Genomic DNA, 15,407 nt, shown 5'->3' with positions numbered 1-15,407 from the left:
TCCCGACGAGTTCGCGACAGCCCGTCAGAGGGAGGGCACGGCTGTCCTTGGGGCGTGGCCCCAGAGCCGGAGGATGACGTCGGCGATCTCTCCGACGCTCCGGTCGTCGGTGTCCAGGGCCAGGTCACCGAGCGCGGCGTCGGCGAGCCGCCGGGCCTCGCGCGCGGACTCGGCGGCGATCGCGGCCAGTTCCTCCTCGGACCGACCGATGAGCAGGTCACCGGGCAGTTGCGGGCCCTCTCCGGCGCCACGGCGGCGCACACGGTCGGCGAGCGTTTCGGGGCCGGCGGTCAGCCGACCGACGGTGAGCGGGTTCCCGGCCAGGGCACGCCGGTACTCCGCCAGGTCATCCTCGGTGCGTGGGGACCCGACCGCGACCAGATGGCGGGTGCCCCGGGTCGCGTACCGGCCGAGCAGGGCCGCCAGATTCGCGGACCTGAGGCGATGCGCCCCGGGGCCGTCCACGGGCGCGGGTTGGAGGAATCCGACCTGTCCGAGGTCGACGAAGCCCGTGCGGAGCCCGGCCCTCTGGAGTCGTTGCGCCACCTCCCAGCCGACGGTCGAGGTGCCCACCCCGCGAGCGCCGCAGAGCAGCAGCGTCGCGACTGGGCCGTTGGGGGAAGCGGGCGTGGGCGCGGGCGGGTTCGGCGCCGGTTGCCCGTCGCTCGCGGGCGCGGGTGGGCGCCAGTCGGCGAGGACCCGTTCGACGACCTTCGCGGGCGGGAGGCCGCCGGTGTCGACGCGGCGATCCACCAGGCCAGCGCGTTCGAACTCCTCGTTCTCGGCGAGGACCCGGGCCAGCTCCTCCGGCAGGGTGCCTCGCCCGAGACAGCGTCGGCTCAGCTCATCGGGGGGCGCGGTCAGTCCGCACAGAGTCAGGTCGATCCCGGGCAGCTGGCCTCGATCGACGCCGAGGAGCGGGTCCACCACGCCGGAGACGACGAGGCAACGGGCGCCGGCGAGGCGGTGGTTGGCGGCCAGCGAGGCCAGGTTCGCGGTCTTCAGCCGGTAGCGCCCCGGGTCGCCCTCCGGCTCCGGGTAGATCATGCCCAGCTGGTCGATGTCCACATATCCAACCGGTGTGCCGGCGGCGGCGATCCGCTGGTAGAGCAGCCATCCGCTGGTCGACTTGCCGACCCCGGGCGGTCCACAGAGCCAGAGAACGGGAAAGGGGGTGCCGGAACCGGACAGCGGAGCGTTCACGAGCCCGGAGTATCGCGCCCCCGGTGGGCGGTGCGCCACGGGATTCCCGTGCGGTGGCCGCTGGTTCAACATGGTGCGGTGATGATCGTCCGCCAGCCGCCGCCTCGCACGCGTGGCCACGTCACGTGCCGGCGCCACGCGCCGCCACGCCCTGGGGCGGCGGCATGGTGCGAACGGCCGGCGTGCCGCCGGCGGTTGGGGCAGGCAGCGATCGTCCCGAAGCTTCGGCACGGCCGGGCGGCGGGCCCCACCCCGTCGCCCCCGCCGCCCCCACCTCCCACGGAAGGCAGGTCCTTCATGGCCGCCACGCCCGGCGATCGCGACCACGACCCGACATCCGATGACCCCGTCGAGGAGCCGGTGCGGCTCGCGGGCGGCATGGCCAACGCCGGCGCGGTCTTCCGCCGGGGCGATCGTGTGGACCGCCCGGCTCCGCCCCAGGCCAGGGCGCTCCACGCCCACCTCGCCGCCCTCCGGGCCCGAGGCTTGGACGGCGTGCCCGAGCCCCTGGCGATCGGACCGGACGGGCGCGAGCGGTTGAGCTTCGTGCCGGGTGATGTGCCGCTCCCGCCGTTCCCCGACTGGGCGATGAGCGAGGCCGCGCTGCGCTCGGTGGGCGAGTTGCTCCGGCGGCTGCACGACGCCTCCGTCGGGCTGCCGCCCGACGCGTCGACGCGCTGGAGCACGGAACTCGCCGATCCCCGGGGCGGCACCGTGCTCTGCCACAACGACGTGTGCCCGGAGAACACCGTCTTCCGCGACGGCCGAGCCGTGGCCCTGATCGACTTCGACCTGGCGGCGCCCGGCCGCCCGCTGTGGGACGTCGCGCAGGCCGCTCGCTACTGGGCGCCGATGGTCGACCCACGGTCCCGCGCCGGCTCCTACCCCGACGGTCTGGAACCGATCGACCGTGTGCGGGTGCTCGTGGACGGCTACGGGCTGACACCTCGGGAACGCGCGGACCTCCCGGAGGCCATCGAGCAGGCCACTGCCGTCGGACGCGCCTTTGTCGCCGGGCGGTTGGCCAACGGCGACCCCGTCTACCAACGGGCGATGGCCAAGAGCGGCGGCTGGGCGCGCTGGGACCGAGTCCAGCGGTGGCAGCGGGAACAGCGCGAGGCGCTGCGCGGCGCCCTCCTGGAGTGAGCGCACCCGCCACCGACGACGGACAGTCACTGTCAGACCCCATGCCTACACTCTCCGTATGTCTCGTCGCGCCTCCTCTCCCCCGCCGCCCGCCGGCTCACGGCCGCCCCACACCGCCCGCACCCGCACCGCCTACGACACGGTCGCCGAGGACTATGCCCGGCTGCTCGGGAGGGACCTGGACCGCAGACCGCTGGAACGCGCCCTGTTGGGGGCGTTCGCCGAGCTGGTCCAGAGCGGCGGAAGCGGGCTTCCGGTGGCCGATCTCGGCTGTGGCCCCGGGCGGATCACCGGTTATCTACACGGCCTCGGGGTGTCCGGCATGTTCGGGATCGACCTCTCCCCCGAGATGGTCGCGGTGGCGAGGAGGGCCCACCCGGGGCTGCGGTTCGAGGTGGGCGCGATGCACGACCTCGACCTGGCGGACGGTTCGCTGGGGGGCGTGGTCGCCTGGTACTCCACGGTTCACACCCCGCCGGAGGAACTGCCGGCGGTCTTCGCCGAGTTCCGTCGCGTCCTGGCGCCGGGCGGGCGGCTGATCCATGCCTTCAAGGTGGGCGATCGCCGGCATCGTCTGGAGCACGGCTACGGCCACGCGGTGGACCTCGACGTCTACTGGTTCCCCGTCGACCGCGTCATCGCCATGTTGACGGAGGCCGGCTTGGCGGTGGACGCCCACCTGGTCAGAGAGCCGGACGAGGACGAGCGTCCCGCGCGCGGCCGGGGCCAGCAGGGCTACATCCTCGCCCACCGCCCCGGGCCGGCCTGAGCCGAGCCGAGCCGAGCCGAGCCGAGCCGAGCCGAGGGCCAACTCCCGCCGTCGGCGGGGCGGTTCCGCCGTCGACGCGTCGGTGTGGCCGGCGGGGCGGGGACCCCGCCGGCCACATCGACGGAAGCGCAGGGCACGGCGTCGCGCGCCCTTGCCGGGTCAGTCGTTGGCGTTGAGGACCGGGTAGTAGCCGGCCGAGTGCCCCAGGGCGGTCGGGTGGTAGGCCTCCCAGGTCGGAAGCGCCAGGTCGTGGAGCCAGTCGTCGCCCGAGCACAGCTCGTGGCCGTCGAAGGCGGCTGCCACGTTGCCAAAGGTGAAGCCGTGGGCCGAGGCCCGGGCGGAGATCACGGAGTTGAGCAGGTCGGAGGCGTCGTTGATGGCCTGCCGCTTGGTCTGGCTGAGCCCCAGGCAGATGCCGGAGGGCTCGGTGTAGAAGCGGGGGTAGCCGAGGACCACCACATGCGCGTTGGGCGCCCGGGACTTGATGGCGTTGTACACGCTGTCAAGGCGGGCCGGCAGGGTGCTGTTGACGAAGTTGCGAGCCGTGTTGATCCGGTTCAGGCAGGTGCTGTCGGAACCGAGCACGCAGGTCGTCATCACATCGGCGAATCCGGCGTCGTTGCCGCCGATGGTGATGCTCACCAGGCCGGTGGAGGAGTTGAGCGCGCTCACCTGGGAGCCGGTCACGTCGCTGGTGACGGCCCCGGAGCAGGCCACGAAGGAGAAGCTGGAGGGGTTGTTCGCCCGCTCCCACAGGGCGGGATAGGCGTTGTTGCTCCGGTGGCAGTTGCCGCTGGAGTCGATGTAGTTGCCGGCACCGTTGCCCGAGGAGTACGAGTCCCCGAGGGCCACATAGGCGGGGGCTGCTGCCTGTGCCGGGCCGGCGCCCATCAGCGTCAGCACGACGCCGAAGATCAGTGCGGCGACGGCCGACAGGCGTCTGGTCAGTCTCACGGAACCTCCATGGGGGGTCGCTGTGGCACTGTTTGTACCAAGCAACGCGCGTTGATGGAAGTGGGCATGTCAATAACGAGCGGCATTGGACGTTCACTTCATCCCGTTGACCGACCCCCGCCGCCCCCAGGTCAACTGGCTTTCATCAATGGCCAGCTGATGTCCGGTCACCGGTCAAGGCCAAGGCCAGGCACCGGGCACCGGCCACCGGTCACCGAGCACCGAGCACCGAGCACCGGCCACCGAGCGGACGGTCGGAGTCTCCGGGCCCACACCGCCCCGCCTGACCAGACCCGCCGCACCCGCATCCAAGCCCACCGCCCCACCGACCCCGTCGGTCCCACCAGCCCCACCGTTCTCCGGTGTCATTCGCGTCACAGAGCCGCCAGCGGGGCGGCGCCGAGATCCCCCCGGGACCCCGCAATCGCGGGCATTGTCAGACCCACCCGCTACCTTTTGCAGCAGTGCGGTCACTTTCCGCGATCGGCTGAGGTCTCGGGTCGATAACCTTCGCGCATGGGCCTGTCGAGCACGGGTAGCCGCCCCCGCGTACCCAACCGCTTGCCCTGTGCAGGTACCTGTCCTGACCAGGGAAGATAACGATTACAGATAGGTGGAATCGCGTGCCAGGCGATAAGAACTCACCGACATGGGAAGAGCCCACGCGGGCCGCCTTCGCAAAGCCACGGACGGATCCCGTGGTGTTCGGCGTGTCCGCAGCGGTCACTCTTGCCTTTGTCATCTGGGGAGCCGTCGCCACCGACTCGCTGGCCGACGCATCGAGCGACGCGTTGAACAGCATCATCAAGAACGCCGGATGGGGCTTCGTCCTCGCCGCCTCCGGGTTCGTGGTGTTCGCGCTCTGGCTGGCGGCCAGCCGCTACGGCCGGATCACCCTGGGCAAGGAGGGCGAGGAGCCCGAGTTCAGGACCGTGTCCTGGGTGGCGATGATGTTCAGCGCGGGCATGGGCATCGGGCTCATGTTCTGGGGGGTCGCCGAGCCGATCAGCCACTATGTGACCCCGCCCCCGGGCACCTCCCCCGGTGACTCGGGCGAGGCGATGGCCACCTCCATGGCGACCACGCTGTTCCACTGGACGTTGCACCCCTGGGCGATCTACGCGGTCGTCGGCATGGCCATCGCCTACAGCGCCTACCGGCGTGGGCGGCGGCAGACGATCAGCGCGGTCTTCACCCCGCTGATAGGAGAGCGACGCGCCAACGGAGGCGTCGGCAAGGTCATCGACATCCTGGCCATCGTGGCCACCCTCTTCGGCTCGGCCGCCTCGCTCGGTCTGGGCGCGCTCCAGATCGGCAGCGGGATAGAGGAACTCGACTGGATGAGCGATGTGGGCGAGGGCCTGCTGGTGGCGATCATCGCCTTCCTGACGGCGGCCTTCGTGCTCTCGGCGGTCTCCGGTGTGGCCAAGGGCATCCAGTGGCTGTCCAACATCAACATGGTGCTGGCGGCCGTGCTGGCGATCTTCGTCTTCGTGGCCGGCCCGACCGTGATCATTCTGGATCTCATCCCCACCTCGGTCGGCTCGTTCATCGACCAGCTGCCGCAGATGGCGGCCCGCACCGAGGCCAGCGGCGGCGAGGACGTGGCCGGCTGGCTCTCCGGCTGGACCGTCTTCTACTGGGCGTGGTGGATCTCCTGGACGCCGTTCGTCGGCATGTTCATCGCCCGGATCAGCCGTGGCCGCACGATCCGCCAGTTCGTCGGCGGCGTGATCCTGGTGCCGAGCGCCGTCAGCCTCGTGTGGTTCGCGATCTTCGGCGGGACCGGGATGCGGGTGCAGGAGAGCGGCGTCGACGTGGCCGGGCAGGGCGGCGAGGAGGCACAGCTGTTCACGGTGCTCGCCGAGTATCCGATCGCCACGGTCACCTCGCTGCTGGTGATGATCCTGGTCGGCATCTTCTTCGTCTCCGGCGCCGACGCGGCCTCCATCGTGATGGGCACCCTCTCGCAGAAGGGCTCCCAGGAGCCGCACCGGCTGGTCGTCATCTTCTGGGGCGCGCTCACCGGTGCGGTCGCCGCGATCATGCTCCTGGTGGGCAGCGGCGAGGGCGGTGAGGAGGGCGACAACCCGGCCCTCGCCGGCCTACAGAACCTCACGATCCTGGCGGCGGTGCCCTTCACCCTGGTGATGGTGGGCCTCTGCTTCGCGCTGATGAAGGATCTGCGCAGGGATGCCCTGGTGCTGCGCGAGCGCAAGGGCGAGGAGGTCGTGGAGATGGCCGTCATCGCGGGCAGCGAGAAGTACGCGGGCGACTTCGAGATCCGGATCGGCCCGGGCACCGTCGAGAACGGCGCGGTGGCCGAGGCGGGGTCGACGGCCGTGATCGCCGAGTCCTCCGGCGGCGTGGACGGCGCGTCCTCGGACGAGAACGAGAGCGGTTCGGCGGGGGGCACCGGTCCGTCCAAGCCCTGACGGGCGCCGGCCCGAGGGGCCGGCGACAGCGCGACGGGGCCCGGGGCTGTCGGCTCGACGCCGGCCGCCCCGGGTCCCGCGCGCTCGGGGCAACGCAGGGCGCGCGGGCTCGGGTTGGCGGTCGGCGGGTGCCGCAGGGGCCCGGCCGGATCGGTCGGTTCGGTCAGATAGCCTTGGCCGCCGCCCGACCGGCCGTCCGGCCGGAGAAGAGACAGCCGCCGAGGAAGGTGCCCTCCAACGAGCGGTAGCCGTGCATCCCCCCGCCGCCGAAGCCCGCCGCCTCGCCGGCCGCGTAGACGCCGGGCAGCGGCTCGCCGCCGTCGGTGAGCACCCGACCCGAGAGGTCCGTCTCCAGACCACCGAGCGTCTTGCGGGTGAGGATGTGCAGCCGCACCGCGATCAGCGGCCCCGCCTTGGGGTCGAGCAGCCGGTGCGGGCTGGCGATCCGGATCAGTCGGTCGCCGAGGTAGCTCCGCGCGCCGCGCATCGCGGTGATCTGGAGGTCCTTGGTGAAGCGGTTTCCGATCTCCCGGTCGCGGGCCTCGATCTGGCGGCGCAGTTCGGACTCGTCGATCAGCTTCTCGCCGGTGACCGCGTTCATCCCCCGGACCAGCGCGCCGAGTTCGTGCTCCACGACGAAGTCGGGGCCGCGTTCGAGGAACGCCCGCACCGGGGCCGGGGCGCCGGAGCGGGCCCTGCCGAGGACCTGGCGGACGCTCTTCCCCGTCAGGTCGGGGTTCTGCTCGGAGCCGGAGAGCGCGAACTCCTTCTCGACGATCTTCCGGGTGAGGATGAACCAGCTGTGGTCGTGCCCGGTGCGCCTGAGGTGCTCCAGGGTGCCCAGGGTGTCGAAGCCGGGGAAGAGCGGGACCGGCAGCCGTTGGCCCCTGGCGTCCAGCCAGAGGGAGGACGGCCCGGGCAGAATGCGGATGCCGTGGTGGGCCCAGATCGGGTCCCAGTTGGTGATGCCCTCGGTGTAGTGCCACATCCGGTCGCGGTTGATCAGTCGCGCGCCGGCGCGTTCGGCGATGCCCAGCATCATCCCGTCCACATGGGCCGGAACCCCACTGAGCAGGTGGGCCGGCGGGCTGCCCAGGCGTTCGGGCCAGGCGGCGCGGACCAGGTCCGGGTTGCCGCCGATGCCGCCGGAGGTGATGATCACGGCCTGGGCGCGGAGTTCGAAGGCGCTGATCACCTCCCGGTTGCTGGCGACGCCGCGCCGCGCGGTGTCCTCGGCCAGCACCTCGCCCAGGACGGTGTCCACCTCTCCCCCGGTGCGCGCCAGCCCGCTGACCCGGTGGCGGAACCGCAGGTCCACCAGGCCCCGTTCGGCGGCCCGGCGGACCCGGCGTTCGAACGGGGCCACCACGCCGGGCCCGGTGCCCCAGGTGACATGGAAACGGGGCACGGAGTTGCCGTGCCCCGAGGCGTCGTAGCCGCCGCGTTCAGCCCAGCCCACGGCGGGGAAGAACCGCACGCCCATGCCGTGCAGCCAGGAGCGCTTCTCGCCGGCGGCGAAGTCCACGTAGGCCTCGGCCCAGCGGCGCGGCCAGTGGTCCTCGCGCCGGTCGAAGCCGGCGGTGCCCAGCCAGTCCTGCCAGGCCAGTTCGTGGCTGTCGCGCACCCGAAGCCTGCGCTGCTCCGGGGAGTTCACCAGGAAGAGGCCGCCGAAGGACCAGTGGGCCTGGCCGCCGACGGACGCCTCCGGCTCCTGGTCCAGCAGGATGACCTTGCGCCCGGCGTCGGCCAGTTCGGCCGTGGCCGCCAGGCCGGCGAGCCCGGCGCCGATCACGATCACGTCGGCGTCATATGCCATCCCACGATCCTCCCGTTCGATCGATAGTGATCCTGGGTGGCCCGGAAGCGGGTCGTCAACCGCGAGGACCGGAGAAGAGCAGATCGATCGAGGCAGCGATGCATGGATCGGTCATGGGCGGCTTGTGCAGGTGATCGGGCGTTCGGTGGCCGATTCTGAACGGCCAGGCCCTAGGCCGTGTTCGTAAAGTCTCGCCGGGTCCGCGACGCCATACGCGGCACCTCGCCGCGTTACCGCATCGCGCGAACACGGCCAGGTATGAGCTGCGATCCGGCGCCTTGCGACGCACCGCGTCCAACGCCGCGGTCTGATCCGACGAGACTCTACGGACACGACCTAGGGTCGGGGGCGTGATCGGACGAACGTGGGATGCCGTGCGGTGGTGGTTCTCCCCCCAGCGGATGCGGAACGAGGGGAAGACGCCGGACTACCGGTTCTCGCTCGCCAACGAGCGCACGTTTCTCGCCTGGTTGAGGACCGCCCTGGCGCTGCTCGCCGGCGGGATCGCGGTGCAGCAGTTCCTGACCGAGCTGCCGTGGGCGTTCCGGACGGCCGTGGCGCTGCTGCTGGTGCTGTGCGGCGCGCTGTGCGCGGTGCGCGCGGTCGACCACTGGGTGCGCACCGAGCGGGCCATACGGCGCGGCGACGACCTGCCGTTGAGCCGGTTCCCCGCCGTGCTCTCGGTGGGCACGGTGCTCACGGCGCTGCTGGTCATCGGGGCCCTGCTGTGGCCCCACTAGAGCCCGAGGATTCGGCGGGACGCGCGGGCGAGGGGCGGCGGGCCGGCGAGGGGCAGGAGGAACGCACCCGGCTGGCCTGGCGGCGGACCACCCTGGCCTTCGCGCTGACCCTGGTGCTCGCGGGGCGCGGGGTGGTGATGGCGGACTCGGGGGCGCTGGCCGGCGGGTTGGCGGTGGCCGGCGCGGCACTGGTCTGGGCCGGCTTCCTGGTGTTGACCCAGCGGCGGATCGTCTCGCTGGCCAGGTCGGGCGACCGGAGCGTGGGCCCTGGCACCGTGCTGCTCGCCGCCGGGAGCGTGATCGCGCTGGCGGTGCTGGCCGGGGTGTGGCTGGTGACCGCTTCGGGCTGATCCGCCGACCCCTCCCCCGCGTGGCTACCGCTGAGTATTCTGGCCGGATGGCTGAACCACGGATCATCTCCTCGCCCGACGCCCTGCCGGAGGCGATCGGCGAGCCGCTGGGCCCGAGCGACTGGCTGCTCGTCGACCAGCGCAGGATCGACCAGTTCGCGGAGGCCACCGGCGATCACCAGTGGATTCACACCGATCGGGAACGGGCGGCGAACGGCCCCTTCGGGTCAACGATCGCCCATGGCTATCTGACGTTGGCGCTGCTGCCCGTGCTGACCCCCCAGCTGCTGCGCGTGGAAGGCGTGCGGATGGCCATCAACTACGGCAGCAACCGCGTGCGCTTCCCCGCCCCGCTCCCGGTGGGCTCCCGGGTGCGGGCCCGGGGCTCGGTGGTCAACGCCGAGCCGGTGCGCGACGGTTGGCAGCTCACCCTGGCGGTCACCGTGGAGCGGGAGGGCGGCGAGAAGCCGGTCTGCGCGGCGGAGACCGTCACCCGCTTCCTCCCCTGACCGCCACCTGCGGGGCCCGGCCCCGGCGGTGGCGGGACGCCGGGCCGGGCGGGCGACGTTCCACCGACGGCGGTCAACCGACGGCGGTCAACGGACAGCCGTCACCCGCCCACGGTCCGACGGTCAACGGCGACGGCCGAGGGAACGGACCGCTCGTCCGCCTCGGGGGCCCAACGCGCGGGCGCGTTCCGGGGGTTCGCGGTCTCGGACGGCTTGGGCGGACGGACGACCGTGGCATACGCGTTCGGATCATTCATGCCCATACGGTCAACCACCGTGTCGCCGCACGCCACTTGAGCATGACCGAATGCCCCAAAAGCAACTCGATCGTGTGATCGGGGTGCAGAGCGACCGCGCCCCATGCCTCCATGCGCCCTGGCGACTCGCGCCCCCGGCGTGAGACCACTGGAGGCATGAAGAAGCGGCAGGGGCCGAACCACCGGCTGCGCGCCTTGCTCACCGAGGCCGGTTGGACACAGGAGGCGCTGGCGCGTTCCGTCAACATCCTGGGGGCCGAGATCGGCTCCACGCTCCGCTACGACCGCACCGCCGTCGCGCACTGGCTGTCGGGCACCCAGCCCCGCCACCCGGTGCCCCAACTCGCCGCCGAGGCGCTGTCCCGACGGATCGGCCGGGCGATCACCCCGGAGGCGGCCGGGTTCGCCGACGTCGCCAGCGAGGGCCCGCCGATCGACCCGGTCACCGGCTTCACCGCGCTCTGCCGCTCGGACGCCGACGCCGCCCGCCGGGTGCCGCTGCACCAGCGCCCCTACCGGGTCGCGGACGCCGTGGTGCCGCATCCGCCGCAGGGGCCAGCGCGGTTCAGGGGCCTGGGCCAGCGCGCCGAGGAGACCAAGGCGCTGCACGACGCGGTGGAGTTCTTCGCCACCTCGATCGACTCCCACGGCGGCCGGCACGCCCGCAGCGCGCTCTCCGCCTATCTGGCCGACGACGTGGTGCCGCTGCTCGGGTCCCGGCAGACGCCCAGGATGCGGGCCGAGTTGCTGGTGCTGGCCAGCCGGCTGGCCTTCCTGCTGGCCCGCATGTACGAGGACGGGCTGCTGCACGGCGTGGCCCAGCGCTACTACAACTACGCGCAGCGGCTGGCCGGGGAGTCCGGGGACCGCACCGCCTGGAGCGTGGTGCTGCGCGCGATGAGCGCGCAGGCGCAGCGCCTGGGGCATCTGCCCTCGGCGCTCCAGCTGGCGGAGGCGGCGCAGCAGGGGGCGCACGGCGCTCCGCCGGCGCACCAGGCGTATGTGGGCACGCAGTTGGCGGTGGTGCTGGCCCGCAGCGGGGACCGCAGGGAGGCCCTCGCCGTGCTCGGCCGGGCGGAGCGGGCGGCCGAGCAGGCGGGCGGTGCCGGCGCCCCGTTCGACAGCTATCCGACCGCCGCGCTGCACTTCCAGACGGCCGGGGTGCTGGAGGCCCTGGGCGACCTGCCGGGCGCGCTGGGCGCGCTGCGGCGCTCGGCCGTGGAACGCTCGCCCTCCGACCTGCGCGGCCGGGCGCTGACACAGGCGAGATTCGGCCAACTCCTGCTGCGGGCCGGCCGGCTGGACGAGGCGTGCGCGGCGTGGAGCGGATTCCTCGACGGGCGGGAGCGGCTGCGGTCCGGCGACGCCGAGCAGGCGTTGCGCGCGATGCGCCAGGCGTTGCACCCGTATCGCAACCGTCGGCAGACGGCTGAGTTGTTGAGCCGGACTCCGCAGGGTCGTTGACTTGCCCGACCGGCGTTCCTACCGTCAATTCCTGCGCACCATCAGAGGAATCAGCGGCGGCGGGAGTGTGTGATGGACACCGACGAGGCGACCACGGCGGCGTCGACCGCCGGCGAACGGCCGAGCCCCGACTGGGACCAGGGGGCGCCGCGCTATCTGACCGGGTTCGGCAACGAGCACAGCAGCGAGGCGGTGCCGGGGGCGCTCCCTGTGGGGCGCAACTCGCCCCAGCGCGCGCCCCTGGGGCTCTACGCCGAGCAGCTCAGCGGCACCGCGTTCACCGAGCCGAGGGCGCACAACCGGCGCTCGTGGCTCTATCGTCTGCGCCCCTCGGCCGCGCATCCGCCGTTCCACCGGATCGGCAACGGCTCGCTGCGCGGCGCGCCGTTCGAGGAGACCGAGCCCGATCCCAACCGGATGCGCTGGGACCCGCTGCCCGAGCCGCCGGCCGGCACCGACTTCGTCGCCGGGCTGTGGACCCTGGGCGGCAACGGTGACACCCGGCTGCGCTCCGGCATGGCGATCCACCTCTACCACGCCAACTCCCCCATGACCGACCGGGTGTTCGGCGACGCGGACGGCGAACTGCTGCTGGTGCCCGAGCGCGGAACGCTGCTGCTGCGCACCGAGTTGGGCGTGCTGCGGGCCTCGCCGGGACAGGTGGCGCTGATCCCGCGCGGGGTGCGGTTCCGGGTGGAGCTGCCCGAGGGGCCGGCGCGCGGGTATGTCTGCGAGAACCACGGACAGCCGTTCACGCTGCCCGAGCTGGGGCCGATCGGCGCCAACGGCCTGGCCAACGCGCGGGACTTCCTGGCGCCCACGGCCGCCTACGAGGAGGCGAGCGGCCCGGTCGAGGTGGTCACCAAGTTCTGCGGCCGGCTCTGGGCCGCCGAGTACGACCACTCGCCGCTGGACGTGGTGGCCTGGCACGGCAGCCATGTGCCCTACCTCTATGACCTGCGCCGGTTCAATGTGCTGGGTTCGATCAGCTATGACCACCCCGATCCCTCGATCTTCACCGTGCTGACCTCGCCGTCGGAGCTGCCGGGCCAGGCCAACGTGGACTTCGTGGTCTTCGCGCCCCGCTGGCTGGTGGGCGAGGACACCTTCCGGCCGCCCTACTTCCACCGCAACGTGATGACCGAGTACATGGGCCTGATCGAGGGCGCCTACGACGCCAAGGCGGAGGGCTTCCGGCCCGGTGGCGGCTCGCTGCACACCATGATGTCCGCGCACGGCCCGGACCGGATCACCTTCGAGCGGGCCAGCACGGCCGAGCTGCGCCCGGAACGGATCGATGACGGGCTTGCGTTCATGTTCGAGACGCGTTGGCCGGTGGCGCTCACCGCGCTGGCCGCCGACGCCTCCCACCGTCAGCGCCGCTACGACGAGGTGTGGCAAGGTCTTGAGCAGCGTTTCTCCCCGACGCGACCGTAGCGAGGGCCCGCCGGGCCGGCGCCGGTTCGCCTCCCGACCCGAAAGTCCGTCAGCCGTGAACGTCTTCGCCCCCGACTCGATCGACCTGAACCGCAAGCTCCCGCTGTGGTACCAGGTCTCCCAGTCGTTACGCGCCTCCATACTCGGGCGCCCGCCCCACGCGCCGCTGCGCCTGCCCACCGAGGAGCAGCTCGCCGAGCACTTCGGCGTGAGCGTGCTGACCATGCGGCAGGCCCTGAAGGAGCTGGAGACCGAGGGGCTGATCAGCCGGCACCGCAGGCGTGGCACCTTCATCGAGCCGGCGGCCCAACGCGGGGTGCCCGTGCGGCTGTTGGGCACGTTGGACACCATCGTCGCCCAGCAGTCCGGGGGCCACACCACCCTGCTGGACCCGGGCCCCGTGCCGGTGCCGGTGCCGACCGGGCTGGTGGAGCACTTCCCCGGGGTCGCCGAGGTGGTGCGCTTCCGGCGGCTGCGCCGCGCCGCGCCGGACGGGGAGCCGGTGAGCTGGGTGGAGAACCTGATCCACCCCGAGGTCGCCGACCGCATCGACCCCTCGGCGCTGGAGCGTTGGCCCATGACGCGGGTGCTGCGGGACGTGGCGGGGGTCAGGGTCGGCCGCGTCGACAACACGGCGCAGGCCAGGCTGGCCGATCCCACCACGGCCAGGCTGCTGGAGGTGCCGCTGCTCAGCCCGATCCTGCACATCACGGGCGTGGAGCACGACCTGACCGGGCGGGTGGTGGACGTGGCCCTGATGTCCTACCGGGGCGACCGCTTCTCCTTCTCGGTGACCGTGGAGGCGGAACGCGGCGCGCCGGAGCGCGAAGCGGAGCCGGAGGAGCCGGAGGAGCCAGACGGTGAACGGGACGGGCCGGCCGCGCGGCACGACGTGCTCAACTGAACGGGGGGCTCGGCTGGATGGGCGGTGCTCGACGGGCGCCCGCAGCCGAACGGGCGTCGTCAACGCGCCGCCGCAGGGCGGGAGTACGCCGCAGGGTGGGGACACGGCCTCGTCCCGGGAGGCGCCAGGGACCGGGAGCGCGACGCGTGGGAGGCGTCGCCCGGCGCCCGCCCGGGGTGGGTGCCGCCGCCGGAGACCGGACCGGGCTCGGCGGCGGCGGGAACGTCGAAAGGGGCGTCAGCCAGGCTCAGCCGCGCCCGCCGAAGAGCGTGCGACGCAGCCGGCGGAGCGGGGCGAAGAGCAGCACTCGGGCGGTGCGGTTGACCCGGGTCGGGCTCTTGTGGTCGCGGCGGGTCAACTCCCGCATCAGCGTGGTGGCCTCCTCGGTCTCACCCGCCGGCACGGCGGGACCGCCGAGCACGCTCAGGTGACGGTCGAGGCGCGCGCTGTTGGCCGTGCTCCCGCAGTTGATCGCAGGCACTCGCGGCGGCCTGCCGTGCGCTGTTATCTGCTTCATGACTCTCCCACCCGTACAGCGGCACCCGGTCCGGGCAGGGTAACCCTAACGCCCCACAAGGACACGTGGGTATCCCGGTCCCACGATTCAGCTTTCCCGCAACGGGGTTGACGAACACGCCGACGCCCCGCCGGACGTCGCGAACCGCCGTGTCCCCGGGGTCCCGGGCGCCTCCTGAGGCTCCCGGGACCCATCCGTACCACCATCATGGCATCCACTCGCAAGGGCTAATATCCCGATCGTCCACTCTGCCCCGAGAAGGGCCGTGTCCACCCCAAGGGCCGCCAAAGCACCGGTATGACAACCACTGTGACGGCGGGATGGCGCGCGCCCCGACTCCCGGGTCAGGCGGCCTGGTTGAGGTCGGCCGCGCGCCGGAACGTGGCCCGCACCGTCTTGCCTCCCGGCCTGGGGACGACGGCGACCCCCGACGCCAGCGAGAGCACCAGCGGCCAGCCGAAGCCGCCGCCGCGCAGCACGTCGGGGCTGCGGGCGTGCGGCGGGCGCGGCTCGCCGTCGTCGACCTCCACGGCCACCGCCTCCGGCGTGGCGGTCAGACGCAGCGCGAAGCCGCCGCCGCCGTGGCGGAGGGCGTTGGTGACCAGCTCGGAGACCGCCAACAGCAGGGCGTCCGCCAGGTCCTGGCTCGGGGCGGGGGTGAGATTGTCGCAGAAGGCGCGGGTGAGGTCGCGGGCCCGGGAGACGTCCGCCAGGGTCGTGCCGGCCACGCCGGCGGCGGCCCTGCCCTGGGCGCCGGCCCGTCCCACCGTTCGAATGCCGTTCATCCTGTCACTCCCCTTGATCCGTGGTGCCCGTCCGGGGCCCTGGCCACCTCCCTGTGGTCGAGCGTTCCCGATTCGTCGCCTTCTAGGCAGCGTTCGCGAGGTTTCGCCGGGCCCGCCCCAC

At 72.6% G+C, this 15,407-nt stretch carries 14 protein-coding genes; 9 read left to right on the top strand and 5 right to left on the bottom strand.

Translation table 11 applies throughout. The features are described 5' to 3' along the window. Positions 1-24: 24 nt before the first annotated feature. Positions 25-1,203, bottom strand: coding sequence for a P-loop NTPase family protein (locus EBN88_RS01350; protein WP_122181907.1), 1,179 nt, complete (start codon positions 1,201-1,203; stop codon positions 25-27). Between the two features lie 378 nt (positions 1,204-1,581). Here EBN88_RS01350 and EBN88_RS01345 point away from each other — a divergent pair, with 378 nt between their 5' ends. Next, a complete protein-coding gene (locus EBN88_RS01345; RefSeq protein ID WP_233580375.1) occupies positions 1,582-2,349 on the top strand; it encodes a phosphotransferase in 768 nt (255 codons plus the stop codon). Between the two features lie 58 nt (positions 2,350-2,407). Beyond that, a complete protein-coding gene (locus EBN88_RS01340) occupies positions 2,408-3,118 on the top strand; it encodes a class I SAM-dependent DNA methyltransferase (RefSeq protein WP_122181905.1) in 711 nt (236 codons plus the stop codon). 159 nt (positions 3,119-3,277) lie between these two features. Here EBN88_RS01340 and EBN88_RS01335 read toward each other — a convergent pair whose 3' ends face one another. After that, on the bottom strand, positions 3,278-4,072 hold the full coding sequence (locus tag EBN88_RS01335) for an SGNH/GDSL hydrolase family protein (RefSeq protein ID WP_122181904.1): 795 nt from the start codon (positions 4,070-4,072) through the stop codon (positions 3,278-3,280). 623 nt (positions 4,073-4,695) lie between these two features. Between EBN88_RS01335 and EBN88_RS01330 the strand changes: the two genes are divergently transcribed. Then, positions 4,696-6,507: a BCCT family transporter gene (locus tag EBN88_RS01330; protein WP_233580374.1), complete on the top strand. Its 1,812-nt coding sequence runs from the start codon at positions 4,696-4,698 to the stop codon at positions 6,505-6,507. A 163-nt stretch (positions 6,508-6,670) separates the two neighbouring features. Here the strand turns inward: EBN88_RS01330 and EBN88_RS01325 are convergent, their stop codons facing one another. Next, positions 6,671-8,323 carry an FAD-binding dehydrogenase gene (locus EBN88_RS01325; RefSeq protein WP_122181902.1) on the bottom strand — a complete coding sequence of 551 codons (1,653 nt, stop codon included), beginning with the start codon at positions 8,321-8,323 and terminating at the stop codon, positions 6,671-6,673. 401 nt (positions 8,324-8,724) lie between these two features. Here EBN88_RS01325 and EBN88_RS01320 point away from each other — a divergent pair, with 401 nt between their 5' ends. From EBN88_RS01320 to EBN88_RS01295, 6 genes are all read left to right on the top strand, one after another. Next, positions 8,725-9,063, top strand: coding sequence for a YidH family protein (locus tag EBN88_RS01320; RefSeq protein ID WP_122181944.1), 339 nt, complete (start codon positions 8,725-8,727; stop codon positions 9,061-9,063). After that, the gene (locus EBN88_RS01315) at positions 9,051-9,413 is read left to right on the top strand and encodes a DUF202 domain-containing protein (protein ID WP_122181901.1); all 363 of its coding nucleotides are present in this window, start codon (positions 9,051-9,053) and stop codon (positions 9,411-9,413) included. The genes EBN88_RS01320 and EBN88_RS01315 overlap by 13 nt, the downstream gene beginning before the upstream one ends. Positions 9,414-9,460: 47 nt before the next feature. After that, complete coding sequence (locus EBN88_RS01310) at positions 9,461-9,922, top strand: MaoC family dehydratase (protein WP_122181900.1); 462 nt, start codon at positions 9,461-9,463, stop codon at positions 9,920-9,922. A gap of 413 nt (positions 9,923-10,335) precedes the next feature. Continuing rightward, a complete protein-coding gene (locus EBN88_RS01305) occupies positions 10,336-11,643 on the top strand; it encodes a tetratricopeptide repeat protein (protein WP_122181899.1) in 1,308 nt (435 codons plus the stop codon). 72 nt (positions 11,644-11,715) lie between these two features. Next, positions 11,716-13,080 (top strand): homogentisate 1,2-dioxygenase, encoded by a 1,365-nt coding sequence (gene hmgA, locus EBN88_RS01300; RefSeq protein WP_122181898.1) that lies wholly within the window; start codon positions 11,716-11,718, stop codon positions 13,078-13,080. A gap of 55 nt (positions 13,081-13,135) precedes the next feature. Further along, complete coding sequence (locus tag EBN88_RS01295) at positions 13,136-13,984, top strand: GntR family transcriptional regulator (RefSeq protein ID WP_122181897.1); 849 nt, start codon at positions 13,136-13,138, stop codon at positions 13,982-13,984. Between the two features lie 247 nt (positions 13,985-14,231). On the opposite strand, the gene EBN88_RS01290 is transcribed toward EBN88_RS01295, so the two are convergent. Continuing rightward, entirely contained in the window at positions 14,232-14,501 is a 270-nt protein-coding gene (locus EBN88_RS01290; protein ID WP_122181896.1) for a hypothetical protein, read from the bottom strand. A gap of 344 nt (positions 14,502-14,845) precedes the next feature. Continuing rightward, complete coding sequence (locus tag EBN88_RS01285) at positions 14,846-15,286, bottom strand: ATP-binding protein (protein WP_122181895.1); 441 nt, start codon at positions 15,284-15,286, stop codon at positions 14,846-14,848. Positions 15,287-15,407: the final 121 nt, after the last annotated feature.

This window comes from Streptomyces triticirhizae, from assembly GCF_003696235.1.
Classification (GTDB): domain Bacteria; phylum Actinomycetota; class Actinomycetes; order Streptomycetales; family Streptomycetaceae; genus Streptomyces; species Streptomyces triticirhizae.
The sequence above is the reverse complement of the archived record's forward strand: the minus strand, read 5'-3'. Positions and strand labels throughout refer to the sequence as shown.